Annotated in this window: 19 protein-coding genes; 12 read left to right on the forward strand and 7 right to left on the reverse strand. The window is 40.3% G+C overall.

Going from position 1 to position 23,630, the window contains the following annotated elements:
* Positions 1-30 precede the first annotated feature (30 nt).
* Positions 31-483 carry a DUF302 domain-containing protein gene (locus PSH54_RS06755; protein WP_248462480.1) on the reverse strand — a complete coding sequence of 151 codons (453 nt, stop codon included), beginning with the start codon at positions 481-483 and terminating at the stop codon, positions 31-33.
* 453 nt (positions 484-936) lie between these two features.
* On the opposite strand from PSH54_RS06755, the gene PSH54_RS06760 reads away from it, so the two are divergent.
* Entirely contained in the window at positions 937-3,072 is a 2,136-nt protein-coding gene (locus PSH54_RS06760; protein WP_273605748.1) for a TonB-dependent siderophore receptor, read from the forward strand.
* Positions 3,073-3,101: 29 nt separating this feature from the next.
* On the opposite strand, the gene PSH54_RS06765 is transcribed toward PSH54_RS06760, so the two are convergent.
* The 4 genes from PSH54_RS06765 to PSH54_RS06780 form a co-directional block, all read right to left on the reverse strand.
* Complete coding sequence (locus PSH54_RS06765) at positions 3,102-4,181, reverse strand: mechanosensitive ion channel family protein (RefSeq protein ID WP_096042005.1); 1,080 nt, start codon at positions 4,179-4,181, stop codon at positions 3,102-3,104.
* A gap of 164 nt (positions 4,182-4,345) precedes the next feature.
* On the reverse strand, positions 4,346-5,776 hold the full coding sequence (locus PSH54_RS06770; RefSeq protein ID WP_273605749.1) for a sugar porter family MFS transporter: 1,431 nt from the start codon (positions 5,774-5,776) through the stop codon (positions 4,346-4,348).
* Positions 5,777-5,812: 36 nt separating this feature from the next.
* The gene (locus tag PSH54_RS06775) at positions 5,813-6,907 is read right to left on the reverse strand and encodes a FecR family protein (RefSeq protein WP_248451025.1); all 1,095 of its coding nucleotides are present in this window, start codon (positions 6,905-6,907) and stop codon (positions 5,813-5,815) included.
* Positions 6,900-7,472 (reverse strand): RNA polymerase sigma factor, encoded by a 573-nt coding sequence (locus tag PSH54_RS06780; RefSeq protein WP_024033745.1) that lies wholly within the window; start codon positions 7,470-7,472, stop codon positions 6,900-6,902. Before PSH54_RS06780 ends, PSH54_RS06775 begins: the two co-directional genes overlap by 8 nt.
* A gap of 356 nt (positions 7,473-7,828) precedes the next feature.
* On the opposite strand from PSH54_RS06780, the gene PSH54_RS06785 reads away from it, so the two are divergent.
* The 5 genes from PSH54_RS06785 (at position 7,829) to PSH54_RS06805 (ending at position 14,855) form a co-directional block, all read left to right on the forward strand.
* Positions 7,829-11,134, forward strand: a complete 3,306-nt coding sequence (locus tag PSH54_RS06785) for a TonB-dependent receptor (protein ID WP_273605750.1) — start codon at positions 7,829-7,831, stop codon at positions 11,132-11,134.
* A gap of 71 nt (positions 11,135-11,205) precedes the next feature.
* On the forward strand, positions 11,206-12,762 hold the full coding sequence (locus PSH54_RS06790; RefSeq protein ID WP_273605751.1) for a tryptophan halogenase family protein: 1,557 nt from the start codon (positions 11,206-11,208) through the stop codon (positions 12,760-12,762).
* Between the two features lie 38 nt (positions 12,763-12,800).
* Complete coding sequence (locus tag PSH54_RS06795) at positions 12,801-13,541, forward strand: SapC family protein (protein ID WP_273605752.1); 741 nt, start codon at positions 12,801-12,803, stop codon at positions 13,539-13,541.
* Positions 13,534-14,253 carry a DUF6445 family protein gene (locus PSH54_RS06800; protein WP_273605753.1) on the forward strand — a complete coding sequence of 240 codons (720 nt, stop codon included), beginning with the start codon at positions 13,534-13,536 and terminating at the stop codon, positions 14,251-14,253. Before PSH54_RS06795 ends, PSH54_RS06800 begins: the two co-directional genes overlap by 8 nt.
* Positions 14,254-14,435: 182 nt before the next feature.
* Positions 14,436-14,855, forward strand: a complete 420-nt coding sequence (locus PSH54_RS06805) for a GNAT family N-acetyltransferase (protein ID WP_273605754.1) — start codon at positions 14,436-14,438, stop codon at positions 14,853-14,855.
* 295 nt (positions 14,856-15,150) lie between these two features.
* Here PSH54_RS06805 and PSH54_RS06810 read toward each other — a convergent pair whose 3' ends face one another.
* On the reverse strand, positions 15,151-15,645 hold the full coding sequence (locus PSH54_RS06810; RefSeq protein WP_024033738.1) for a phosphatase domain-containing protein: 495 nt from the start codon (positions 15,643-15,645) through the stop codon (positions 15,151-15,153).
* Positions 15,646-15,734: 89 nt separating this feature from the next.
* Here PSH54_RS06810 and PSH54_RS06815 point away from each other — a divergent pair, with 89 nt between their 5' ends.
* From PSH54_RS06815 to PSH54_RS06825, 3 genes are all read left to right on the forward strand, one after another.
* Positions 15,735-17,960 carry an exonuclease domain-containing protein gene (locus PSH54_RS06815; protein WP_273605755.1) on the forward strand — a complete coding sequence of 742 codons (2,226 nt, stop codon included), beginning with the start codon at positions 15,735-15,737 and terminating at the stop codon, positions 17,958-17,960.
* Positions 17,961-18,095: 135 nt separating this feature from the next.
* Positions 18,096-18,977, forward strand: coding sequence for a hypothetical protein (locus PSH54_RS06820; protein WP_273605756.1), 882 nt, complete (start codon positions 18,096-18,098; stop codon positions 18,975-18,977).
* Between the two features lie 62 nt (positions 18,978-19,039).
* Positions 19,040-19,993, forward strand: coding sequence for a hypothetical protein (locus PSH54_RS06825; protein WP_273605757.1), 954 nt, complete (start codon positions 19,040-19,042; stop codon positions 19,991-19,993).
* On the opposite strand, the gene PSH54_RS06830 is transcribed toward PSH54_RS06825, so the two are convergent.
* Positions 19,977-21,323 carry a S8 family serine peptidase gene (locus PSH54_RS06830; RefSeq protein WP_273605758.1) on the reverse strand — a complete coding sequence of 449 codons (1,347 nt, stop codon included), beginning with the start codon at positions 21,321-21,323 and terminating at the stop codon, positions 19,977-19,979. The two genes, PSH54_RS06825 and PSH54_RS06830, sit on opposite strands and share 17 nt — an antisense overlap.
* Positions 21,324-21,462: 139 nt before the next feature.
* On the opposite strand from PSH54_RS06830, the gene PSH54_RS06835 reads away from it, so the two are divergent.
* The 3 genes from PSH54_RS06835 to PSH54_RS06845 are packed head-to-tail and all read left to right on the forward strand — an operon-like array spanning position 21,463 to position 23,229.
* Positions 21,463-21,954: an RNA polymerase sigma factor gene (locus PSH54_RS06835; protein ID WP_054982238.1), complete on the forward strand. Its 492-nt coding sequence runs from the start codon at positions 21,463-21,465 to the stop codon at positions 21,952-21,954.
* Positions 21,951-22,691: an anti-sigma factor family protein gene (locus tag PSH54_RS06840; protein WP_096739888.1), complete on the forward strand. Its 741-nt coding sequence runs from the start codon at positions 21,951-21,953 to the stop codon at positions 22,689-22,691. The genes PSH54_RS06835 and PSH54_RS06840 overlap by 4 nt, the downstream gene beginning before the upstream one ends.
* 25 nt (positions 22,692-22,716) lie before the next feature.
* On the forward strand, positions 22,717-23,229 hold the full coding sequence (locus tag PSH54_RS06845; protein WP_337946980.1) for a CC0125/CC1285 family lipoprotein: 513 nt from the start codon (positions 22,717-22,719) through the stop codon (positions 23,227-23,229).
* Positions 23,230-23,630 lie beyond the last annotated feature (401 nt).

The following is a 23,630-nucleotide window of genomic DNA, read 5'->3' on the forward strand; positions in this document are numbered from 1 at the left end:
AAGTATTATTGCGGTTTGGTATAACTTTAATTATTTGGCCACTGTTGCCATAGAAAGCTTATTAAGCACCACAGCTATTTTATTAAGTACTTCTTCGCAGCCTTTTATATTGTGGCGTTCTTGCAAATAAGTGGGGCTGTTGTAAGTAAGCCAAACTTGGCCATTGTTGTCTTGAGATATATGTACTTTTTGCGGTAAGTCTATCGCCACACTTTGCTGACACTGCATTAACGGTGTGCCTACCTTTGGATTACCAAAAATAATCACTTCACTAGGGGCCAATTCCATATCAACATTTTGAGCGTTTTTTTGATGATCTACCCGCGCAAAAATGGTTATCCCTTTGTTACTGGCTATTTTTTCAAAACGGTTAGCTGTTTCTTGAACAGAATAATTACTTTGAAAACGTACTAAGCTGTCGTTCGCACTCGCCACGGCCGTGGCCGAGAGTAAAATAACCCCTAAAAATAGTCGGTTTAACATGGTTTGCTCCTCATAAAAAAGCTGATACCAATTCGCTTAATTAAGTGGTTTATTTTGATGCTGGAAAAACGTGTTGATAGCTAGGCAAAAAATTCGCTATTTAGTCGTTCTCGGCAATTGCTCCTGTATTGCGCTACCTTCTGCATCCATGCAGTCGTAAATGAGCATTTTTTAACACAAGTAGCGACACGTTTAGCCCCACAAAATGATTAAGTATTAATGCGAATTGCTATTATAAAGCGTATGAAAAATACACACTATCTGAGTTCCTTATTTGGTTCAACACTGCGCAAAGCGAATAAGTATAAAACGTGAGCATAAAAGTCTTTAAGTACCTATTTTAGTTGCGATTAATTCGAAAAATAAGGATGAATATGAAATTATTTGCATTGCATATAGTAATGATAGTCGTTATCATTCGCGGCGTTTTATACACCTCTTTTCAGGATCAACATGTTTAACCAAAAATACTTGGCGCTTAGTATTGCTGCGTCTTTTTCTGCTTTTTCTAATGTGGCATTTGCCGAGCAAAATAAAGAAATTGAAACAATAGAAGTAACAGGTCGCGCTCAGCAGTTTTACCTAGAAACCGAAAGTAAAATTGGGACTAAAACGGATTTAGATCTTATTAAATTACCGCAATCTGCGCAGGTATTAACCGAGCAGCTTATTCTTGACCAAGCCGCGCGCGATATTACCGATTTATACCGCTCAATAGCCGGAGTAAGTGAGTACAGTTATTCAGGCGTTACTTTTCGTGGATTTAGAGACGATGCCAATGTATTTTACGATGGCGTACGTGGCGACACGTACTCGGGCTTTGGTGTGCCCCAATTATTTAATGTAGCGCGTGTAGAAGTATTAAAAGGCCCAGCCTCTGCGTTATATGGTGGTGGTGAGCCAGGCGGTATGATCAACTATGTGACTAAAAAGCCAAGTTATACGCAAAGTAAAGAGCTAAAACTAACGCTTGGTAATTACAACACACATGGTGCCTCACTTGATATGACCGGCGGTTTAACCGACACCATGGCATACAGAGTAGGTGGTTATTACGAAGAGCAAGACAGCTTTCGTAATAACGCAGATTCAAAAAACAGTGAGTTTACCGCAGGTTTATTATTTGATTTAACCGATTCAACCACACTAACCACCACAGTTGATTACATCAAGCAAGACTTAGGCGGTAACCGTTTACGTGGTGTACCGGTAGATGACAATGGCAACTTTTTAGTTGACCCTAGTTACAACGCAAATGAAGCTTTTGACTACCAAGACATGGAAGCGTTAGTGCTGCAAGCCAAGCTCAAGCATTACTTTAATGATGATTTTTCTGTAAGTAGCACACTGCGTTACATGGATAACGAACGCGACCAAGCCTACCATGAGTCGCAAAGCTGGGTAGATGTAAACGGCGATGGTGAAGCAAACATTGATGACGAAACCATTAAACGCGAATACCGAAAGCAATACCGCGCCAACGAAGAAACAAGCTTAACCACCGACTTTGTTTATAGCTTTGAGCAAGGCCAATTAGCACACCAAGTATTATTTGGTGGCGACTACCACATAGTTGATACCGAGTACGATTACTTACGCGCCCGTTATGAAGCGGATGGCGTGGCTAACTTAAACATATTTGACTTAAATTACGGCGAAACCGACCCAAGTACTTATAACCTTACCGACATGAACCGCGATGGTGTTGAAACCGACCGTTTTGGACTATACGTACAAGATGTTGTAAGCATTAACGAGCAATGGACCGTGATTGCCGGCCTGCGTTACGACTATTTTAAAGAGCTAAATAAAGAAACCGGTTACAGTTACTCAGATAACGATGTAACACCGCGCGTGGCCGTTACATACCAACCTGTTGAAAATACCTCGTTATACATAAATTACTCAGAAAGCTTTAATCCAGCATCATCGGGTGACCAAGAAGATGTAGAAGGCGAGGGCAACTTAACCCCAGAAACCGGTAAACAAACCGAAATTGGTATGAAAAACCAATGGCTAGATGGCAAAATTATGAGCACCTTTGCTATTTACCAAATTAATAAAGAAAACGTAGTAATGAGTAACCCAGACGACACGGGCGCGGGTGACGGCATTGCAGCACTTTTAAATATTGGTGAGGTAGAAAGCCGCGGATTTGAAACAACGCTGGTGGGCGATTTAACCGAGCACTGGACGCTAACCGCTAACTACGCCTACAACGATACACTAGTTATTGAAGGTGTGACCGGTGATACTATTTCAAGCACCTACGGTGATGGCTCTCGCTTTGCTAATGCGCCGCGCCACCAAGCTGGTTTATGGTCGCGTTTTGCGCTTGATAGCATCGACTCGTCTATAGCATTTGGCGCAAATTACGTAAACGAGCAAATAAGCCAAGATGGCCAAAAAGTTAAACCCTTTACTGTATTTGATATGAGCTGGACTACGCGCTTTGACGATGTGTTATTAAGCGTAAATATTAATAATATATTTGATAAAGAATACGCAGTAAGTGGCTTTAGTGAGCGTAACGGTCACTTCCCAGGCAGCCCACGAGAAATAGTAGGCCAAGTAACCTATAAATTTTAAAGCAATTTAAGCGCGAGCTTATCTCGCGCTTATTTTTTATCGCTATTAAAATTAGCGGCTTCTTGCGCTGTGTTAATAGCTGTAATAGGGAAGGGGATCACAATACCTTCTTGGTTATAGCGTTTATGTAGCGCTTTAATAAAAGCAGATTTAACCCAAAACCGATTAAAGTACTCTTTTGCGCGCAGCATTACGGTAAAATTAATGCTTGAGTTATCAAAGGTGTGATACACCACAAAGGTATTGTAATCATCAACCCCCCATTCATGGTCAATTAGTACTTGGCGCGCAACTTCAAGCGTTACTTGCTCTACAAATTCTAGGTCTGAGCTGTAGTGAACGCTTACATCAACAGGTACACTCAGTTCTTTTTCGGGGTAAAAGTAATTAATAATACGCGATTTAGAAAGCTGACTATTAGGGATAATAATCATATTATTTGGCAGCATTTTAACCCACGTAGAGCGCCAACCAATTTTCTCTACAAAGCCTTGCTCCTTTGACTCAAGCTCAATAAAATCCCCCACTCGTATGGGTTTATCTATAACAAGTTGTACGCCCGAAAAAAAGTTTTCAAGGGTGGGTTGCAGAGCAAGCGCCACCGCTAATGATGTAATACCTAACGAGGCAATTATAGGCGTAATAGAAATCCCCAAGGTGCCTAACAGCACTAAAGCCCCGACCGATAAAACGCTTACCCTAATAATGCCTTTAATAATACTTTGCGAATTAAAAATTACCGCCGACTCTTTGCTGTAGTAATTAATGGTGCCCACAAAAAAGCGGTCAAAAAATAAAATAATAGCCACTAAGCCCAAAATAATATTAATGGTCGAAAACGAAATATAGCTCGCAACCGGCTCGCCTTGTATTAACAACCCTTGCTCTATAATGGTGAGTAGCACAATAATTGTGCAAAGGGTGAGCGGTTTAGAGATAGAGGCGATAAGTAAGCTATCGAATATAAATTTAGTGTGAGAGGTCCACTTTTTAAGCCAGTACATTATAAAAAAGCGGATACAAAACAAAGCTATAGTTATAGAAACTAAACAAATAGCAATAACAACCCAAGGTTGCTCTGTTAGGTTGTAAAAAGTAGTAGCAGACATTACTTACCTCTCTTTTATAAACTTAAAAGAGTAAGCAGCAAGTTATGTACCTATATGAGTAGAGGGGCTGTATTTATAAAGTAACTCAGGTTATTAAAAGGTTATATAACTGGCAGCCAGAGCATGCCAGTTATATTTTTAGTATGGCTTAATTTAGCTTTAGGTTACATAGACTCAAGTGTTTTACCACGGGTTTCTGTAATGTATTTGGCCACAAAAAATATGCTAATAAGTGCAGATAAAGCATAAAAGCCGTACGCACCTGCAAGGCCAATATTAGCCAGCATAATAGGGAAGGTCATGGTAATGGCAAAGTTAGCAATCCACTGCGCGCTTGCAGCAACAGCAAGCGCTGCACCGCGAATACGGTTATTAAACATTTCGCCTAATAATACCCATACAATGGGGCCCCAACTTAAGCCAAAAAATACCACAAATAAGTTAGCCATTATAAGCGCAAACGTACCCATGTTATCGCTAAGGGCAAGTTTGCCTGCTTCATCAAGGCCTGCGCTACCAAATATATAAGTAAGCGCGCTTAAGCTGATAAACATACCAATACTGCCTATAAGCAACAGTGGTTTACGGCCAATTTTGTCAACAAGGGCAATAGCAATAAAGGTCGATACAATATTAGTCGTACCCGCTAATACATTTATAAATAACGATTGCGACTCGTCAAACCCAGCGGCTTGCCACAGCTCAGAGCCGTAATAAAACACCACGTTTATACCTACAAATTGCTGAAACACACTCAGCGCAACACCCGCCCATACAATCGGGTGTACTTTTTTACTGCCATCAATAAATAAGTCGCGAATACTTGGCTTTTTATCGCTACGTAAGGAGCTTTTAACATCGCTTATTTGCGCAGCAACGTTATCGTTCGAAATTTTACTAAATACTGTTTTTGCATCGTCTAATTTACCTTGCGCCACTAAATAACGAGGCGACTCAGGAATAAACAACACCCCCACTAAAAACAGTATTGCAGGCACAAGCTCAGCCCAAAACATCCAGCGCCAAGCGGCTATATCAAGCATTAAAATATTTTGCGCGCTGCCTGCTGCATCAGCAATTAAATAGTTACTTAAAAACGCAGCAAATAAACCCAATACAATAGCGAGTTGCTGTAATGTAGCTAAACGACCACGAAGGGCAGGTGGTGCAACCTCTGCAATATAAGCCGGCGCCAATACCGATGCAGCACCAATACCTAAGCCACCAAATAAACGGTAAAAAATAAACTCGGCCGAGCTTTCGCTAATGCCTGAGCCAAACGCACTAATGGCAAAAATAATCGCGGTGATGATCATAATTGCACGCCGGCCAAACTTATCAGCCAGCGGCCCCGCAGCAAGTGCACCTAAGGCACAGCCAAGTAATACAGACGCTACGTTAAAGCCCGTAGCTACACTGCTTGAATTAAACGCATTACCCAGTGCCGACACCGTGCCGTTAATAACACCCGAGTCAAAACCAAATAAAAAGCCACCAATAGCAGCCACGGCAGAGATAAAAATTACGTAAAAAAGAGAGCATGTGCCCAATGTGTGCGCCGAGCTATTACTGCTCGGCGAGAGAGGTGATGTCATAATTGTGTGTCCTGGTTTTTATTATTGTGTACTTTACTATATTGAGACGTGTGGTGCTGCGTATTTTAAACGAATTTTATCTGGGCTAACTCTTTCATAATCAATATTAAAATTATTGTTTAATACTTCTAGCAGTCCTTTAATATCGCCCGTTTTGAACATGCCAGCTACTTGTACTTTTTTGAGACGGTCATCCTCTGAAAGCTCGAAATCTATATTGGTATAGCGGCTGATTTCAGCCATGGCTTCAGCAAGTGATTCACCTCTAAATATTAAGCTACCTTTACGCCACGATAATCTAGCGGCTACATCCATAGGATCAACTTTTTCGGCCGCTTTAGCAATTTTGCCTTTGAAGCTTAAATCAAGTTTTTCTCCCTTTGACACCGAAGTTGAACTATTTGATAAATACTGACCTTGTTTATTAGTCCCTTGGGAAAGATTTGGTAACGGTTTGGTACTTTGCTCTGCAACAAGGACTTTGCCATCTGTCACAATCAGTTCTATTTGCTTTTGACCTACTTCTACATTAAATGCAGTACCAACAGCCTGAATAACTTTATCACCAGCGATAACACTTAAAGGGCGCATTTTATCGTGAGCTACGTCTATATGAATTTCGCCACGCAGTAAATTTATTACGCGAGTGTGTTGGGTATACCTCACTTGAACAAAGCTATTTGTGTTTAAGGTGATTTTACTTTTATCAGAAAGCAGTATGTCCTTACTTTCACCTACGTCGGTTTGAAAATTAAGCTGTTTAGCAACCACAGCTGATTGATTAACCGGGTAAAAAAATGAAAAGTTAAACGCTTCTTGAAAAAAGCTAAGTGCAACAGCTAATAAAATAGATGCAGCTGTTGCACCTAACCACACAGGGAGGCGTTTTTGTTTTACTGGTGTTTGTGGAAACAGATCTGACAAGCGGCTGAGGTCGTCCATTTTGTCCCACAGCTGTGCTACTTCAAGTAACACCTCTACATTTTTATAAGATTGTGACAACCATTGCTTTAACGCTTGTTCTTCGAGCTTAGACAGTCCACGATCAAGTTTAGCCAGCCACTCACTTGCTTTATCAAGGCGCGCATCGTCGCTAGTGTTTCGTTCGTTTATATGATGAACATTACTCATTCCTCCCTCCTGCATTTAGCTGCGAAGAAGTATTTGGTTGCCCATAAACACTTTTTGTAGATTGACGCATAAATTGCGTACAACGTTTCATGCCTGTTGCTATATGTTTTTCCACGGTACTTTCACTAAGGTTTAATTGAGCAGCAATTTCTCGCTGCGAATAACCATACACTTTTTTTAATACAAACACTTTACGGCACTGCACGGGTAAAAGCCGTATGGCTTCACAAAAATTAGAAAATTCACTATCGGTGAGTGCTTTTTCGTACATTTCGTCTTGCTGGTGTTCCGCTAAGAGTTGCTCTAACGCTTCCATGTTGTCGATCCCATCGACTAGGCGTATATTGGCTTGCTTTTGGTAATCGAGCGCTAAATTTCGCGCCGTTTTATAAATAAAAGATTTTGGTGAGCTTATGTTTTCAGTGTTTTTAATCTGACAAATTCGCACATAAGTTTCTTGCACTATATCTTCAATTTCATGTGGCGGCACTATACGTGCAACTACATTTGAGAGACTTTTGCGCGAGGCCAAATAGACCTTATAAAAAAGTGTGTCTTTCGTCATTTAGTGTGTGTCTCGTGTGTGTGTTTACGGCAATTATTGTTATTGTTTTGCCAATACAAACTAAGACGAATGGTAAGAAAAAATCCGCCATTAAATTTAAAAAATAAATAAGTTTTTTTATTTTTAAATTTAATGTTCACTAACCGCAAAGGGCATAAAGCTTGTAATGTAAAGGCGAAGTGTACTACAGTTTTTGCCATTATAAATACCTTACTCAGTACTGGCTCTGTACTTTAGAAACTTTAACTTTTTAATTAATAAGTAAAAAATTGCAATGTGGACTGTATTTTTAATTGTTTAAAAATACAGTTAAAAGCGCAAACAATAAAAATAATAAAGGCATAAAAAAAATTAGCATGGCTAGTCAAAAAAATAATTTATTAAAAAAAAATAAAAAAAATTTATGGAGGAAAATAAAAAGTCACTCGTCTTTGTTCTGTGTGTGGCCAAAAACTATACACAAGGAATATTTACATTTGCCGCTTTGTTTACCGCTTTGTTTACCGCTTTATGCGCTGGTTTTTAGCTTACTCACCACCGAGGTAAAAGCGAGCGCTGTAAACGATAAAGCTGTGTTTAATATTCCAAGACAAAGGGCCGATTTATCGCTAATAAATTTTGCCGAGCAAGCCGATATTACTTTGCTTTTTCCGCTGGATAAAATTCAGCAGTTACAAACAAATACTATTGCTGGCGAGTATTCAATAATAAACGCATTACAGATTTTACTCGATGGCACAGGGTTGCAACCGCATGTTAGCGAAGATGGGCAAATATCTATTTTAATAGACCCAAGTTTCGAGAGAACTGACAACATGGCTAACTATAAAAAAAATGGCGTGTCCAGTGCTGTACTAGCTGTACTAAGCACAATGGCAACGCTCCCTGCAGTGGCAGAGACAGCAGCACAAGAACCAGAAATAATTGAAGTACGCGGGATCAGAGGCTCGCTTGGCCGAGCTATGGATGCCAAAAGAGAAGCGGGCGGCGTGGTCGACTCCATTTCAGCAGAAGATATTGGTAAATTTCCTGACACAAATTTAGCTGAGTCTTTACAGCGAATTACGGGGGTTTCAATAGACCGTTCAGGCGGTGAAGGGCAGCTTATTACGGTGCGTGGTTTTGGCCCGCAGTTTAATACTGTGCTTGTAAATGGTCGCCAAATGGCCTCTGAAAATCAAAGCCGTGCGTTTAGCTTTGATACTATTGCATCAGAGCTAGTTAAAAGCTTAGATGTATTTAAAACCTCAACAGCCACTATGCAATCTGGTGGTATTGGCTCAACAGTAAATGTAAATACTGCGCGACCATTTGCGATTAGCGGTTTTAAAGTGGCAGGTAGCGTTAAGGGTATTTACGATGAAAATAGCGAAGAAACTACACCTGAAATTTCTGGATTAATTAGTAATACATTTAATGATGACACATTGGGTGTTTTGTTCGCTGTTTCTCGCCAAGAGCGCGAAACACGCTTAAACCAGGCGCAGGTAGACGGCTGGTTAGAAAACGTGGGCGTCCCAAACCCGCAAACTCAAAGCGGGCAAGCATACACCGGTAATATTTTTTCGCCGCGTAATTACGATCATAAAGTAACAACAGAAACACGTACACGTACCAATGCAAACTTAGTAATACAGTACGCACCTTCAGGTGATTTAGTTATCACTGCTGATGCGCTCTATTCTGATTTTGATGTAGAAGCAGACACAACGTCTTATGGGCATTGGTTTACAGCGCCAAACTTAGAAGGCTTTGGCGGCGCTGCAGGGCCAACTGTTGATGAAAATGGCACTGTGGTTGATTTATATCAAGAGGTAGGCCTTGCCACCGATATGCACGCTAAAAAGTTTGATCGTTTAACCAACTCTAGCGCATTAGGTTTAAACTTTGATTGGCATGTAAACGATAACTTAAATATGAAGTTTGATTTAAGCCACTCAAAAGCTGAGCGTGAGGCTAATAATGGTGGCGGGGATCAGTTATCGTTGATTGGCTATGCTAACCGAGTTCGATTTGAAGTGGATGGCGGTATTTTACCTTATGCGAGTGAGTTTGCCTCTGCTAACCCTAACATTTATAGCGGCCAGCAAGAGCTGGATGGTGTTGCTTATAACCCTGCAGTTACACCTGATGGCGTATCAAACCATTTAGATACAGCCAATAGCCGAGCACATGTAATGCTACGCCGTGGTTGGGCTGTAGAAGATACCGTGGATCAGTTTCGTTGGGATAGCATTTGGCATAACGATGGTACTTCAGGCCTAGTTTCGGTCAAATTTGGTGCTATGTATTCAACTGAAACTAAAAACCTTGATCGTTGGGATAACGAAGGTGTTGGTATTCACTGTACTTTTTGTGGTTACCCAGATGACCCAAGTATGGATGGCTTAGCGCAATTTGTATTTGACGCAGGAGATGACTTTTTATCTGATGTGAGCGGCAGCGGTCGTATGCCAACGTCATGGCTTGCACATGATGGTGAGGCAAACTTTGCGTACCTTGAGCAAATAGCTGCAGCGAATGGTCAGCCTATTAGTTTTGATGCAGTTAAGCGTAATAAGTCGTTTGAGATAACTGAAGATACTTTCTCGTTTTATACAGAATTTGATTTTGAAGCTGAACTTGCAGGCATGCCTTTATACGCAACAGCCGGCTTTAGATACGAAAGCACCGATGTAGAAGTAAAAGGCACAGACGAGCCAGTTAGTGCATTAACGATTTTAGATAAAACGGAAATGCTTGCTAACTTTGGCGCCGTAGAAAATATTTCAGCAAGTTCAGACTACGAAGCAATTTTACCTAACTTTAGTGTAAAGCTTGAAATAAGTGATGAGCTAATAGCACGTGCTGCTGTATCACAAACAATTACACGACCAACACTCGATAGTATGTCGCCTGTAACTGTAATCGAAACAACTCGGCAGGGGGGCAATTTGACATCAAGCTCTGGTAACCCTGAACTTGAACCGTTTACCTCTGATAACTTAGATTTATCATTAGAGTGGTATTACGCTGATGCCAGTTATTTATCCGCTGGTTACTTTAGAAAGAATGTTGCTAACTTCATTATCAATACCACTGAAGATTTAACCTTTGAATTGTCTGGTGGCGGATTGTTGACTGACCCTTCAACAGGTAACGATGTAGATAGCCCTGATGCAGCCGACTCAACGGCTGTATTTACAAACACCTTACCAAATAATAGCGAATCGGCGATTGTTGATGGCTGGGAAATAGCCTTACAGCATAGTTTTGACAGTGGCTTTGGCTTTATGGTTAATGCAACATTTGTAGACAGTGATGCAGAGCTAGACCCTGCAGATATAACTCAAGTATTTGCATTAACAGGCTTAAGCGACTCTTATAATGTGGTTGGCTTTTATGAGAATGGACCATTTCAAGCGCGTTTAGCCTATAACTGGCGCGATAGCTTCGTACAGTCACTTACACAGCTAAATGGTGATGGTGTGACAATTGTGGAAGATTACGCACAACTTGATGCTAGCGGCAGCTATGACATTACCGAAAATGTATCGGTATTTTTTGAAGGTATTAACTTAACCGAAGAATATGTGCACAAACGTGGTCGTTTTTCTAATCAATTATTATTGGTTGAAGATAGCGGACGACGTTTTGCGTTAGGTATTCGCGGTAGTTTTTAACTTTAATTAATAAAGTGGCTTTTACATTTAGTAATAGCCACTTTTTAAATATGCCTTTATAGGTAACAAGTATGAACCAGCAAAATAAAAAAATAAAAACAGTGGTTGTCGTTGGTGGTGGTATAGCGGGCTGGCTAACCGCCGGACGATTAGCGGCGCACCATAAAAGTAATACCCCCGATGGCCTTAATGTTGTGCTAGTTGAATCTCCAAATGTACCAATTATAGGTGTTGGTGAAGGCACTTGGCCTACCATGCGTAGTACATTAATAGCACTTGGTATTAGCGAAACCGACTTTATACGTGAGTGCGAAGCAAGCTTTAAACAAGGTGCAAAATTTGCCAAATGGGTGGATGGCAGCAATGATGATTTTTATTATCACCCATTAGTTTTGCCACAGGGCTTTTCAAAAACAGATATGGCAGGGCATTGGTTAAATAATACCGCTGAGTCAACGTCTTTTTCTAATGCAGTGTGTTACCAAGAAGCTATTTGTGAGCAAGGGCTTGCTCCTAAAACAATTCGCACCCCAGAATATGCTGCCTTAGCAAATTATGCCTACCACTTAGACTCGGCAAAATTTGCCGTTTTTTTACAAAAACATTGTACGCAGGAGCTTGGCGTTAAACATTTTTTAGCTGATGTAACACAGGTCAATAGTGCTAAAAATGGCGATATTGCAAGTGTTACCACAAAGCAACAAGGTGAAATTAGCGGTGATTTATTTGTCGATTGTACCGGTTTTTCATCATTGTTATTAGGCGAGCATTATAAGGTTCCTTTTATGCCTTGCGATGATGTGCTGTTTATCGATACCGCCTTAGCAGTGCAAGTCCCCTATGAGAATGAAGATGAGAGCATTGCGTCTCACACAATTTCAACAGCGCAAGAAGCAGGCTGGATATGGGATATAGGGTTACAACACCGCCGTGGGGTAGGTTATGTGTATTCGAGTAAATACAGTAGCGAAGCACAAGCACGAGAAAAGCTTAAAGAGTATGTTGGCGATAAAATAGAGTCGTTAACAATTAGAAAAATCCCTATTAAAAGTGGCCATCGCTCACACTTTTGGCAGAACAACTGTGTTGCGGTAGGGCTTTCGGCTGGCTTTTTGGAACCGCTTGAAGCTTCTGCATTGGTATTAGTAGAAATGTCAGCGCAAATGATAAGCGAACAACTCCCCCACACCCGCGATATTATGGATATTACCGCCAAGCGCTTTAATGAGACGTTTGGCTACAGGTGGGAAAAAATAATCGACTTTTTAAAGTTACACTATATTTTATCAACCCGTGACGATAACGCATTTTGGCGTGATAACAGAGACCCAAAAACGATTCCTCAAAGCCTACAAGATCTAATGAAATTATGGCAATACCGCGCCCCTGCTGACCACGACTTTACAAGTAACAATGAGGTGTTTCCAGCGGCGAGTTATCAATATGTTTTATATGGTATGGGCTTTAAAAGTGACTACAGCACAACTTCCTATATGCTTAAAGACACTGATTTTGCTAAAAGTCAGTTTGATAAAAATAAAAGCATGATAAACCAAGCAGTCACTAACTTACCTAGTAACCGAGAATTGTTAAATAAAATTAAGAGTCATGGCTTTAGCACTATTTAGCTTAAAAATTTACACATAAAAACAATAAAGAGACACGCATGGAAAATTTAGTCGCATTAGAGCAAAGTGCTCATCAGCATATAAAAATAGACACACAAAAAGCACAATCACACGCTGAAAACATTAATATGATCCCTGTTGTTATGGCAGAACTTAATCAAATTGCCGTTCAGCAGCCTATAGTTTTTGCAAAAAACTCAGAAACAGGGGAGTTTACACTCAATGCTTTATTAGGCTTTGAGCAACATGAGAACTTGTTTTATCAGCACTCGCAGTGGCAGGGAGTATATTTACCGCTTCAGTTACAGCGTCAGCCATTTTTTGTTGGTGATACTCATGCAAAGCAAACTCAATACCCTGTGTGTATTAATTTAAATAGCCCAGCAGTCATTAATAACCAAGCGCAAAGCCAGAATGATTTAGAACCAATTTATACCCAAAACGCAGAAGAAAGTGGTTATTTTAAAAAAATAAAGCAGTGTTTAGGGCATTTACTACAAGGCGAAATAGACAATAAAAAGTTAATAGATACCTTGTTACAGCATGAGCTACTGCAGCCATTATCGCTTGAGGTAACGTTTCAGAACAGTCAAAAAACAAAGTTAAACGGCTTATACACTATTAATCAAGAAAGACTCGCACAACTTGATAGTGATAAAATTACGCTTTTACATCAACGCGCTTTATTACCCGCTATTTATACTGTTATAACCTCGCTTGGCCAAATATACCCATTGATTGAGCGTAAAAATGCGGTGCTTAATTTAGCCGATGATTGATTTTACACTTAACAAAAATATGGTGTTACAGATACACACTGTTGGGGAAGAGCAAACCCCAATTATTGTTATTAATGATTTTGTAAATAATGTAGATGCACTTATAAATTTTGCTGTGTTTTCTCAAAACGCCAGAGAAACATTTTGCGCACAAGAAAGTGATTTTTATCCAGGAGTAAGAAAAGCTGCACCGCTTAGTTATATCGAGCGGTTAAAAGACCTTGCGCCAATTATTAATTCACACTTTGATATGACAGATAAAAGCGAGTTTGATGTAATACTTTCTGCTTTTTCAATTGCATGCACTGAACCTGATGAGCTAAGGCCAATACAAATGCTCCCTCATTTTGATACACCTAATATGAATCAACTTGCTATGGTGCACTTTTTATGTGATGAAACGCATGGTGGCACTTCGTTTTATAAGCATAGAGCCCTAGGGTATGAACGCATAACAAAAGAGCGACTTATGCCATATAGGCAAACTATTAAGCAGCAAGCCATGGCGCAAAAGCTTCACAAAAACCCACATTATATAAATGGCAGTACAGCTTTGTTTGAGCAAGTTTACAGTGTAGAGGCAAAGTTAAATCGGGTTGTTATATACCCAAGCAACTTATTGCATTCTGGTAATATAAATGCGGCTAACGAATATGCACGCGATCCAATTAATGGGCGTTTAACTATTAGTAGCTTTGCTGTTTTACGTTAGCTTTTTATTAACTGCTAAAACTTTCAAAGTATTCTTTTAAGTTAAAAGTTGAATATGTCCCCTGAAAGCTGGTTAAAACTAATTAACCAATTAGCACGCGTAATTTATAGCGCAGTTTAGCTTATTCAATTAAAGTGGCTAATTAGTTTATTGAGTATTAATTCTTTTTTGAGGCTAGATGTATGCTAGAGATTGTTGCTACTGAAGACCTAAAGACTGCCGCACAGTTTACGTTTAACAATATGAAACCCTATTACGAAATGTATGCGGTAGATTGGGATGTAGAAGACGTTTATCAAGCTACCAAAAACCTTAAAAATTTTGATATTATGTGTAAGGGTCAACTCATAGGTGTCGTGCGCTTATCGTTTGATGAAGGGCGTTGCCAACTTCGCGATATTCAGATTGCAGCTACTTATCAAAACAAAGGTTTTGGTGCTCACGTTATTGCTAAAGTAGTTGATATGGCTCGTCAACAAGGTGTCAAATTCATAGATCTCAAAGTATTTCAGCTAAGCCCTGCATTTAAGTTATATAGCCGCATCGGATTTGCTGTCGATAGAGAAGACGATCGTTTTTACTACATGAGCTTGCAAGCCTAATAGCAACAGTATTAAGAGGCGCAAAGCACTTAGCTTACGCGATTCTTTAGCTAACTTTAGTCAAGTGCGACTGTATTACCCTATGCGGCCCATTAGTTTTTAGGAGAGCGAGGTGTACTTAATTGCTGTGTGGTCTGCTCAAAAATTTAAAAGTACATTTAGGCCTGCAGGTATTGGCTCAATCCTATTTGGTGTTTTTTTGGTTTACATAATTACGATTAGTTACCGTTAATAAGTGGCTAAGCTTGCCAAGGGTAACTAAGAATGAGCGTTAACATATTACCCAGTTTTCCCCTCACACCTCAAAGTTATTAAAGTATTCTTTTTGCAATTCTATAGTGAGTGCTTTAGGGCGAATACCTTGTACTAAGCTATATACCTCTTCTTTTGTGTAACCTGCCGAATTTAAAATAAGCGCAGCAACCAACCCTGTGCGGCCAGTGCCGCCTTTGCAATGAATGGCAATGGTTTGTTTTTGCTGTATGGCTTGTAGTATGTCTGTTTTGTGGGTATTCCAGCTTGATGTAAAAGGTTGTTTTGGGGCTTCGTCGTCATTTATTGGTAAATGAAACCAGGTTATATCGTGCTTATTGCACTCACTATTAATTGTTTGTACGTTGTTTTTTTCAAGCTCCTTTTGTGGCATAAGCGATAGTAGCATGTGAGTGCCAGCGGCTTTTAATGTAGCGATTGAATCCGCTAGGTTTTGCGTTTTTGTACCAGGGCAAGGCGTAAAAATAATATTTGCGCCGTTATTGAGTGATAAAACATCGTATGGGTGCGCGCTCATGGTAAGTCCTTTATTTTTAATAAATTTACTTTTATACGCTCACTATAGCGTGTTTTAGTTACAAGTTTAAGATTGAATAATAAGCACAAATGCTAGATACTGTTTTTATATACAGTTGTGGCGATGTTATGAAAAAAGAATTACCAGCAAAATACTATTTAGCGCATTTTAGAGAGCTTATTGAGTTTGTAACAAGTAAATGTATGCATTTACTTGAGCCTAAACATAGTGAATTTATTAGTAAAATTAACCAACTAGATGAGCAAAGCCAATGCATGTTGGCGCGTGTGTATTCGCGCAAACCTTATTTAGTGCAGGCGCAATCGCTTAATTATGAAGAAATAACTTCGCCGCATCAGGCTATTTATACGCTAAAAAAAGCGGGTATTTTATATGAGCCAAACGCACAGCATTACAAGCAGCTTATTGCGCATTTAACCAAGCCCATGTTGGTGGAGTTACTCAGTAATTACAGTGAGCAAGTAAGCTTTAAGAAAAGCGCAGCTAAAGGGGAGTTGGTCACTATTGCGTGCCAATTTTTTAGTGAGCGCGCAGATGATTTAGCCCCTTTATATAGCCAGTATGTGATAAATAACCGTGAAGATTATTACGAGTATTTTGAGTTTTTATTTGCAGGGCGCTTAAGTAGTGGCGATGTAAACCATCAAAACCGCTTTGTTATGCGCGATTTAGGGTTAACCGCTACCCGCGAAGGACACAGCGAGAGCTTGTCGCGCTTTAATACACTCGCTGAGGCGCAATCTAATTACGTTTTAAATCGTTACCGTTTAGCGTTTAAAAACATCGGCAATACAAAAGATGAAACCTTGGATGACAAAACACCTTACACCGAGCTTGCGCATTTAGTATTGGCGCAACCGGCGCATGGCGCACAAGCGCACGACATTAAAAACAAACTGCTGGTTAGGCTGTATAAACAACTTAAAAATACCGATAGCGAACTTGCCTTTAGCTTACTTGAAGGCTGCACCGATTACGCCGAAGCACAAGAAATTCAAATAAGAGAGCAATACCGCCTAGGTAATAAAGCGTGGGTTAAAGCGCAGCTAGAGCAAATTATAGAAAACCCGCTCACCGACGATTTACTGTACTTTGCTGATGACTTTTTAATGCGTAAGTTTAATAAACAAACGCGTTCGCGCTTAAGCACTATGCTGGCCGACACCCAATGTGTGCTTGAAATTGACGAAATTTACCGAGGCGATGTAGAGCAAGGCGTAAATGAGCATTACAGTGCAAAAGGGTTAACGGTTTTTAATACCGAAAATACCTTATGGCAAAGCTTGTTTGGCTTGGTATTTTGGCACGAGTTATTTATTGAATCGCCATACACGCCGTGTAATGAATTTGATATTTACCCGCAAGTTTTACAGCTTGGTAATTTTTATGAAGCGCAAAGCACGCAAATTGACGCACGTTTAAAAAGCTGTAGCACTAATCAGGCGCTGCTTAATTTGGTATGTAAACATGCCGCGCAGTATTTTGAGCAGCCCAATGGTTTATTTAGATGGCGCAGCAATTTATTAGAGCCACTAGAGGCACTTATTTTAAACAGCCCGCTTGAAGCGTTAATTGCGCACTTAACGGCTATGAGCAAACACTATTTACAGCTAAAAGACGGCTACCCCGACTTAATGGTTATTAATAATGGTCAAGTACATTTTGAAGAGGTAAAAGCCCCAGGCGATAAGCTTAGGCGCAACCAATTAACCACCATTGATAATTTAAAAAATGTAGGCTTTACAGTACATATTGCTGCAGTTAGGTGGTTTGTAGACCCTAACCGTATTTACAGCGTGGTTGATATAGAAACCACGGGAGGCTTAAAAGGCGGTAACCGCATTACCGAAATTGGCATTGTTAAAGTACAGCACGGTAAAGTAATTGATACCTGGACGACACTTATTAATCCGCAGCGCCATATCCCAAGCTTTATTACTAAATTGACCGGCATAAGCGATGGCATGGTTTACAACGCGCCTGTATTTGCCGATATAGCACAGCCACTACTAGATAAACTTGCAGGCAGTATTTTTGTAGCCCATAACGTAAACTTTGATTACGGTTTTATTAAAAAGGAATGCGAGGTTGCAGGGCATTTTTTTAAAATGCCAAAAATGTGCACCGTGGTTGAATCGCGCAGAGCGTTTAAAGGCTTAAAGTCGTATTCGCTTGGTAACCTTAGCGCGCATTTTAATTTAAATTTAACCAGCCATCACCGCGCATTGGCCGATGCTACCGCCACTGCCGAGCTGTTACTGCTGATCCAAAACGGCGAAATGCTTACGCAGTAAACGAGTAATTTATATTTAAGAGTATGAAACTTAAATAATTAAGTAACGTTATTATAATTTTTAATTATTTTTGGAATAAAGTGTTTTTGTAAATCGTCTTCTTTATGTCAATCCGACAAACTAGAGGACAAAACAATGACTAAATTAAATAAAATTGTAAGCGTAATGATGTTAAGCGGTGTGTGTACTTTTACAGGTGCAGTGCATGCCGCTGATATTGAACTATCTCAGTCAACGTCGGCGCAGCAACAAACATCTACATCTATTGCGCTTTCACAAAATGGTTTAACAGCCAGTGGTAGCAACGAGTCAAACGTATCTAACGATACACAAGTAACGGCTGATGATTCGCAAAACACAGATTCAACGGCGAATAATACGCAAACTCCAGCGCAAGAAAGCAGTGAGGCCGCAGAGCCTGCAAATACATTAGTTGCATCTGCAAGCGGATCTTTAAATAATGCATTAAATGCATCGGCCTCGTCTTTAAATGCCACAGGCATTACCACAGCCAATACAGCGCTCGATGCAACAACACAGTTAACTTCATCGGCGGGTAATTTAACAACCGCTGTGAGCCAGTCATCATTACTTTTTGTTACCTCTGAGCAAGGCGCTCAGCCAGATACTACCGATACACCAGCCGATGCCTCTTTACTTTCAAATGTAAGTAGCGCTACCGATTCAGTTACACAAGCTGATGCAACTAATGCGCTTAATGCGGGTGAGCTTACAAACCAATTAGCAATTACTAATACGGCTGCAAACTCAGTAAGCTCTGCACTGCAAATGGGTGATGCAATTAACACCAGTAATGAAGTAGTAAGCAGTGTTCAGCAATCTTTAATTGCCAGTGTGCAAAACAGTACGGTTAGTAGTTTACAAAGCACAGTACAACAAAGTGTTAGCGGGCAGGTGAGTGCAGCGGTTACTGATCAAATTAGTAACGATGTAGCACTTAGCACCGCAAGTGAAGTAGTAACCAACATTACTAACGATTTAGACCTAGGCCTTTAATACGCCAAGTGCTTGCACAAATGCCGAATGGGGAAACCTATTCGGCCTGTTGGAGAATAAATATGAAAGCAGTTATAACCGCCACATTGTGTGTTTTTAGTGCTCAAGCGGTGCTTGCACAAACTAACCACATTAAAACAGCTGAGCAAAATAAGCCCTTTAAAAGTAGCTTTGAGCTAAATGCAGATGCTGAAGTTGGGGTATTAAGTAACTCGGCGCTCTCTGTTCAAGAGCTCGACGATATTTCGTCGCAAAGCGACAGCGGCATAAAAACCGCAGCCGGTGTTAATGCAAAATGGCAAGTAACCAAAAGCGCTAAATTAACCTCAAGCTATAAGTTTGAACAACAAGACTACGATGAATTTGATCAATACGATTTAGACCTGCATCAATACGGTTTAGATGGCAGCTACAGCTTTAATAGCCATGAGGTAGGGGTTCGTTACGATGGTGCAAAAGCAAATGTAGATGGCGAAACATTTTTACATTTTAATCAAGCCAGTGCTTACTATGGCCATTTTTTAAACCCGCATACGTACTTGCGTATGAGTGTAAAAACCAAAGCTAAACGTTTTGCTACTGCAAAAGCACGTAATGCCGACGGCGTAGGCGGCGATGTAGCGCTTTATCATTTTATAAATAATGGCCAAACCATGCTAATGGCATCGCTAAGTGCCGATAAAGAAAACGCCGACGACAACCAATACGACTTTAACGGCTACGGTTTTACTACTAAAGTTACGCACAAATTTACGGCCTTTAATGTGGCTAACAAAGTGGGGGCTGGCTGGCGTTATCAAAATAAAGATTACGATGAGCAAACAACGGATGATTTTTTTGAGCAAATACCGTCGCGAGATGAGCACAGAAATGTAGTTAATGCGTTTTATAACCTAGCTTTATTTGAGCACGTAACACTCATAGCCGAGGCTGAATATGGCGATTATCAATCAAATCTTAGTAGCAATACCTATACGCAATCGGTTTTATCGGCGTCAGTTAAAGTGCACTTTTAGGTGGGTAAATGGCACCATAACCAAAGGTGGTGTCTTTGCCTTGCTCGCCTAAGTCGATGGCAAGCGATGTAAGCTCGTTAAGTGCTTTGGTTTTATTATTACCATGTTTTAACAATAAACAACTTAATGCCGCGCTTACATGCGGCGCCGCCATTGACGTACCCGACTCCCTTCCAAATTTTCCATTGCCTTGGCTTGTAACAACATTTACACCAAGTGCTGCAAAGTCTATGTAATCGCCTTTATTTGACCATCTATAAATTTGGTTATTTGCATCAATAGCACTTACCGCTATCACGCTTTTATACGCACCTGGGTATAACGGCTGCGACGCCGGCCCTTGGTTACCTGCAGCAGCTACAATTAACACGTTTTGTTTTATTGCTGCAGTAATACTTGCTTCTAAAACTGCGTTATTTGGCCCCGTTAGGCTCATATTTATTACGGGTATTTTATTACTGACTAGCCAGTTAAGTGCTTCTACTATGGCAAATAATGTAGCCCCTTGAGCATATTCAGATTGCCTATAAAACACCTCGGCACTGTAAAGCATGGCACTGCCTAAAAGCGGGTTAAGTTTTGCGCCTTTACCTGTAATTAGCCCTGCAATGGCGGTGCCGTGTAAATTTGGCGAGCTTAACCCTTGTGGCAAAAAGCTTTGCGTAGTGATATTTGCACCTTCAAAAGCACTGTGTTTGGTATTAATGGCGCTGTCGATCATGCCAATTTTTACGCTTTGTGTGCAGTAGGGGGCAATAGAGTTATTTGGTGTTACTTTTTCGGTAGGCTCGCCAATTTGCGCCTGGTATATGTGGTTTCGGTCAAGTATTGCAGACTCATCTATGTTAAGCGCTTTTAATAACTCACTTTTAGAATTAACACCTTGGGGGGCGTTAAAGCGTACTAAGCTCATGTTAAGTGCGTTGTAATTTTTTACCGATACAATGGTTACATTTTGCTGCTTTAGGGTATTAAGTTGTTGGCTATTTGCCATTAATAACCATTGGCGCTCTATTGCTCTAAAGCCGTTTTCTAGCTCTACTTCAACAAATGCGGTGTTTTGACTATTTATATTAATGTTAAGCACATTGGGTAAGCTGCTAATTGGCTCACTAATTTGCGCTTTTAGTTCATCAATCGAAACTTGTGGTACAGGCACCGGAAGCGGCAGGCGTTGTGCGCGCTCTATAGTTTGCTCAATACGCTGCTCTATTGGGTTTAGCTGCCCAAGCACTTGATCGACTCTCACTATATTGGCTGAGCTCGTTGCGCTAAATATGCAAAGCGAAGTGGCTATTATGTGTTTAACGCGTGTGTTTTTAATATTCATAGTGGGTTACTTCTATTAAATTTATCATGCTTGTAGTTAACGTTTAACACATAGAAATATTTCATTATTCAAATTATTTTGATTATTTGGGAATAAATGTTTTTTTGAATCGTCTTCTTTATAAAAGGGGTAAAAATCAATGAACGAAACATTAAAAACCTTATTGCCCATGCTTAGGCGTTTTGCCTATTCGCTAACGGGTAGTAAAGCAGATGCAGACGATGTAGTGCAAATAACAATTGAAAAACTATTAGTAAAAGGCATTCCGGATGACGTTGAGCCTGCTAAATGGGCGTTTAAAATTTGCCGCAATGTGTGGATAGACGAATACCGCTCACGCAAGGTAAGGCAAAATACGGCCCAGGCCGATGTTTTACCAGAGCCAATTACAAGTAATGAGCACCAAACACTCGAAAACAAACAAATGCTTAAAAATGTAAATACCGCACTTGGGCAATTACCCGAAGAGCAACGCGCCATTGTATCGCTGGTGGCAGTGCAGGGCATGGCCTATAAAGAAGTAGCACATACACTCGATATACCTATAGGCAGTGTAATGAGTAAATTATCGCGAGCACGCAGTACACTTTATAATTTAATAAAACCCGACTTTAAAAAGGAGCAAGTATGAACATTAACGACGAAACACTTAGCGCCTTTTTAGACTCAGAGCTAAGCGAGCACGAAATGGAGCAAGTGCGCAAAGCCCTTGAAACCGATGATGAACTAGTAATGCGACTTGCAGAGCTAAGCGAAGTAGACATGCGAGTAAAAGAGCACGCAACAAGTATTGATGACGCACCCCTTAGTGACTCATTAGCTAAAACGGTTGCAAAGCTTGATACAGCAACGACAAAAAACACTTTAAATAGCAATGTAGTAACGTTAACGCCTTGGCAAAGGGTTAAGCAGTCGGCTAATAAAAGCTTAGCAATCGCTGCAAGCGTTGCCATGGTATTTGGTATTGCAATGACTAGTTATTTACAACCCAATGAGTCGCAAAATTTAGTAGCCAGTAACATAGCATCAGCACTTAATACACAGCTAAGTAGTGGTGAGTATAAGCAAAGTGATGGCTCAGTATTTAGGGCGCAGCTTAGTTTTAAAAATCAGCAAGGTGAGCTTTGTAGGCAGTATGCGCTAAGCTCAAACAATACCACGCAAACAAGCATTGCTTGTAAAACGCAAAGCGGTTGGCAAATTAAAGCGCAAACAGCCGTGCAGCAAAGTGATAATGGCGCGCAATATCAAACGGCGTCTAATAACAGTGAGTTAGATGCTGTTATAGATAGCATGATCAGCGGCGCACCACTAGATAGAGCGCAAGAGCAGCAAGCAATTAGTGCAAAGTGGCAGTTAAACCAATAATAGCTTTTATAAAACGAGGTGAATGATGAAAACATCTATTTTAATTATCAGTATTTTACTTATGGCGGGTTGCGCATCTAACCCCGACTACCGCCCAGCTAATAATGGCTCACAAGGTTATAGCGAGCAAAAAATTAGTGACGATCAATACCGCGTCGAGTTTAAAAGTGTGTCAAACAACGTAGCCGATGCCGGTGACTATGCATTGTTACGCGCGGCTGAACTTACCCAAGCGCAAGGCTACGACTGGTTTGTTGTAACAAATAAAGAAACCTTTGTTGAGTCTAAATCGCAAGCGCCCGCGTCATCTATTAGTGCATCACACAGCCAGCAATATGAGCGAAACTGCGGTTTATTAACCTGCGAAACACGCGTACGCCCGAGCAATAGCGTAGGCGTACAAGTGAGCAACAATGATAAACGAAAAGAAGTACACACCCTGATTGACATTAAAATGGGTAAAGGTATTAAACCCAGCGACAACAGCTATAGCGCACAAGACTTAATTGAAAACTTAAGCAAAAAGACACAAAACTAATTATGAGAATAGTTATTAGCTGTTGTTATTCTACATGTGATTATATTTCAGCTACACACTTACGGTCTAACCTTTAGAGACAGTGGGCACTTAATTATTAGTCGGTTAGGTGCCTACTTTAAATGTGATTACACACCCCCTCGGACTTCGAAGTCTTTTAATCTGTATTTTCTCTACCATACTTCTTTCTTTGGTTGTTATTGTTAAATTAAACAGATCAAACCAGTGCTTTAAAGAATAAACTTGTAAAATAACTCTATAATTTTAAAGGGTTTATTTTTGTTTAAATACGCTGCTTCGTTTTTAGTGTTATGAACATGTAAAACTTTTACATAATCTTTATTGCATTCGAATGCAAAAAGCGATAGTTTTTATAAGTCGAAAAAATAGGCATTTAAATC

The organism is Pseudoalteromonas sp. Angola-30 (assembly GCF_028599215.1).
GTDB classification, from domain to species: Bacteria; Pseudomonadota; Gammaproteobacteria; order Enterobacterales; family Alteromonadaceae; genus Pseudoalteromonas; species Pseudoalteromonas atlantica.

What these genes read in the sequence shown, in the direction of transcription:
- PSH54_RS06755 (WP_248462480.1), bottom strand. Translation starts at nt 483, where the DNA reads ATGTTAAACCGACTATTTTTAGGGGTTATTTTACTCTCGGCCACGGCC.
- PSH54_RS06760 (WP_273605748.1), top strand. Translation starts at nt 937, where the DNA reads ATGTTTAACCAAAAATACTTGGCGCTTAGTATTGCTGCGTCTTTTTCT.
- PSH54_RS06765 (WP_096042005.1), bottom strand. Translation starts at nt 4,181, where the DNA reads ATGTCTGCTACTACTTTTTACAACCTAACAGAGCAACCTTGGGTTGTT.
- PSH54_RS06770 (WP_273605749.1), bottom strand. Translation starts at nt 5,776, where the DNA reads ATGACATCACCTCTCTCGCCGAGCAGTAATAGCTCGGCGCACACATTG.
- PSH54_RS06775 (WP_248451025.1), bottom strand. Translation starts at nt 6,907, where the DNA reads ATGAGTAATGTTCATCATATAAACGAACGAAACACTAGCGACGATGCG.
- PSH54_RS06780 (WP_024033745.1), bottom strand. Translation starts at nt 7,472, where the DNA reads ATGACGAAAGACACACTTTTTTATAAGGTCTATTTGGCCTCGCGCAAA.
- PSH54_RS06785 (WP_273605750.1), top strand. Translation starts at nt 7,829, where the DNA reads ATGGCTAGTCAAAAAAATAATTTATTAAAAAAAAATAAAAAAAATTTA.
- PSH54_RS06790 (WP_273605751.1), top strand. Translation starts at nt 11,206, where the DNA reads ATGAACCAGCAAAATAAAAAAATAAAAACAGTGGTTGTCGTTGGTGGT.
- PSH54_RS06795 (WP_273605752.1), top strand. Translation starts at nt 12,801, where the DNA reads ATGGAAAATTTAGTCGCATTAGAGCAAAGTGCTCATCAGCATATAAAA.
- PSH54_RS06800 (WP_273605753.1), top strand. Translation starts at nt 13,534, where the DNA reads ATGATTGATTTTACACTTAACAAAAATATGGTGTTACAGATACACACT.
- PSH54_RS06805 (WP_273605754.1), top strand. Translation starts at nt 14,436, where the DNA reads ATGCTAGAGATTGTTGCTACTGAAGACCTAAAGACTGCCGCACAGTTT.
- PSH54_RS06810 (WP_024033738.1), bottom strand. Translation starts at nt 15,645, where the DNA reads ATGAGCGCGCACCCATACGATGTTTTATCACTCAATAACGGCGCAAAT.
- PSH54_RS06815 (WP_273605755.1), top strand. Translation starts at nt 15,735, where the DNA reads ATGCTAGATACTGTTTTTATATACAGTTGTGGCGATGTTATGAAAAAA.
- PSH54_RS06820 (WP_273605756.1), top strand. Translation starts at nt 18,096, where the DNA reads ATGACTAAATTAAATAAAATTGTAAGCGTAATGATGTTAAGCGGTGTG.
- PSH54_RS06825 (WP_273605757.1), top strand. Translation starts at nt 19,040, where the DNA reads ATGAAAGCAGTTATAACCGCCACATTGTGTGTTTTTAGTGCTCAAGCG.
- PSH54_RS06830 (WP_273605758.1), bottom strand. Translation starts at nt 21,323, where the DNA reads ATGAATATTAAAAACACACGCGTTAAACACATAATAGCCACTTCGCTT.
- PSH54_RS06835 (WP_054982238.1), top strand. Translation starts at nt 21,463, where the DNA reads ATGAACGAAACATTAAAAACCTTATTGCCCATGCTTAGGCGTTTTGCC.
- PSH54_RS06840 (WP_096739888.1), top strand. Translation starts at nt 21,951, where the DNA reads ATGAACATTAACGACGAAACACTTAGCGCCTTTTTAGACTCAGAGCTA.
- PSH54_RS06845 (WP_337946980.1), top strand. Translation starts at nt 22,717, where the DNA reads ATGAAAACATCTATTTTAATTATCAGTATTTTACTTATGGCGGGTTGC.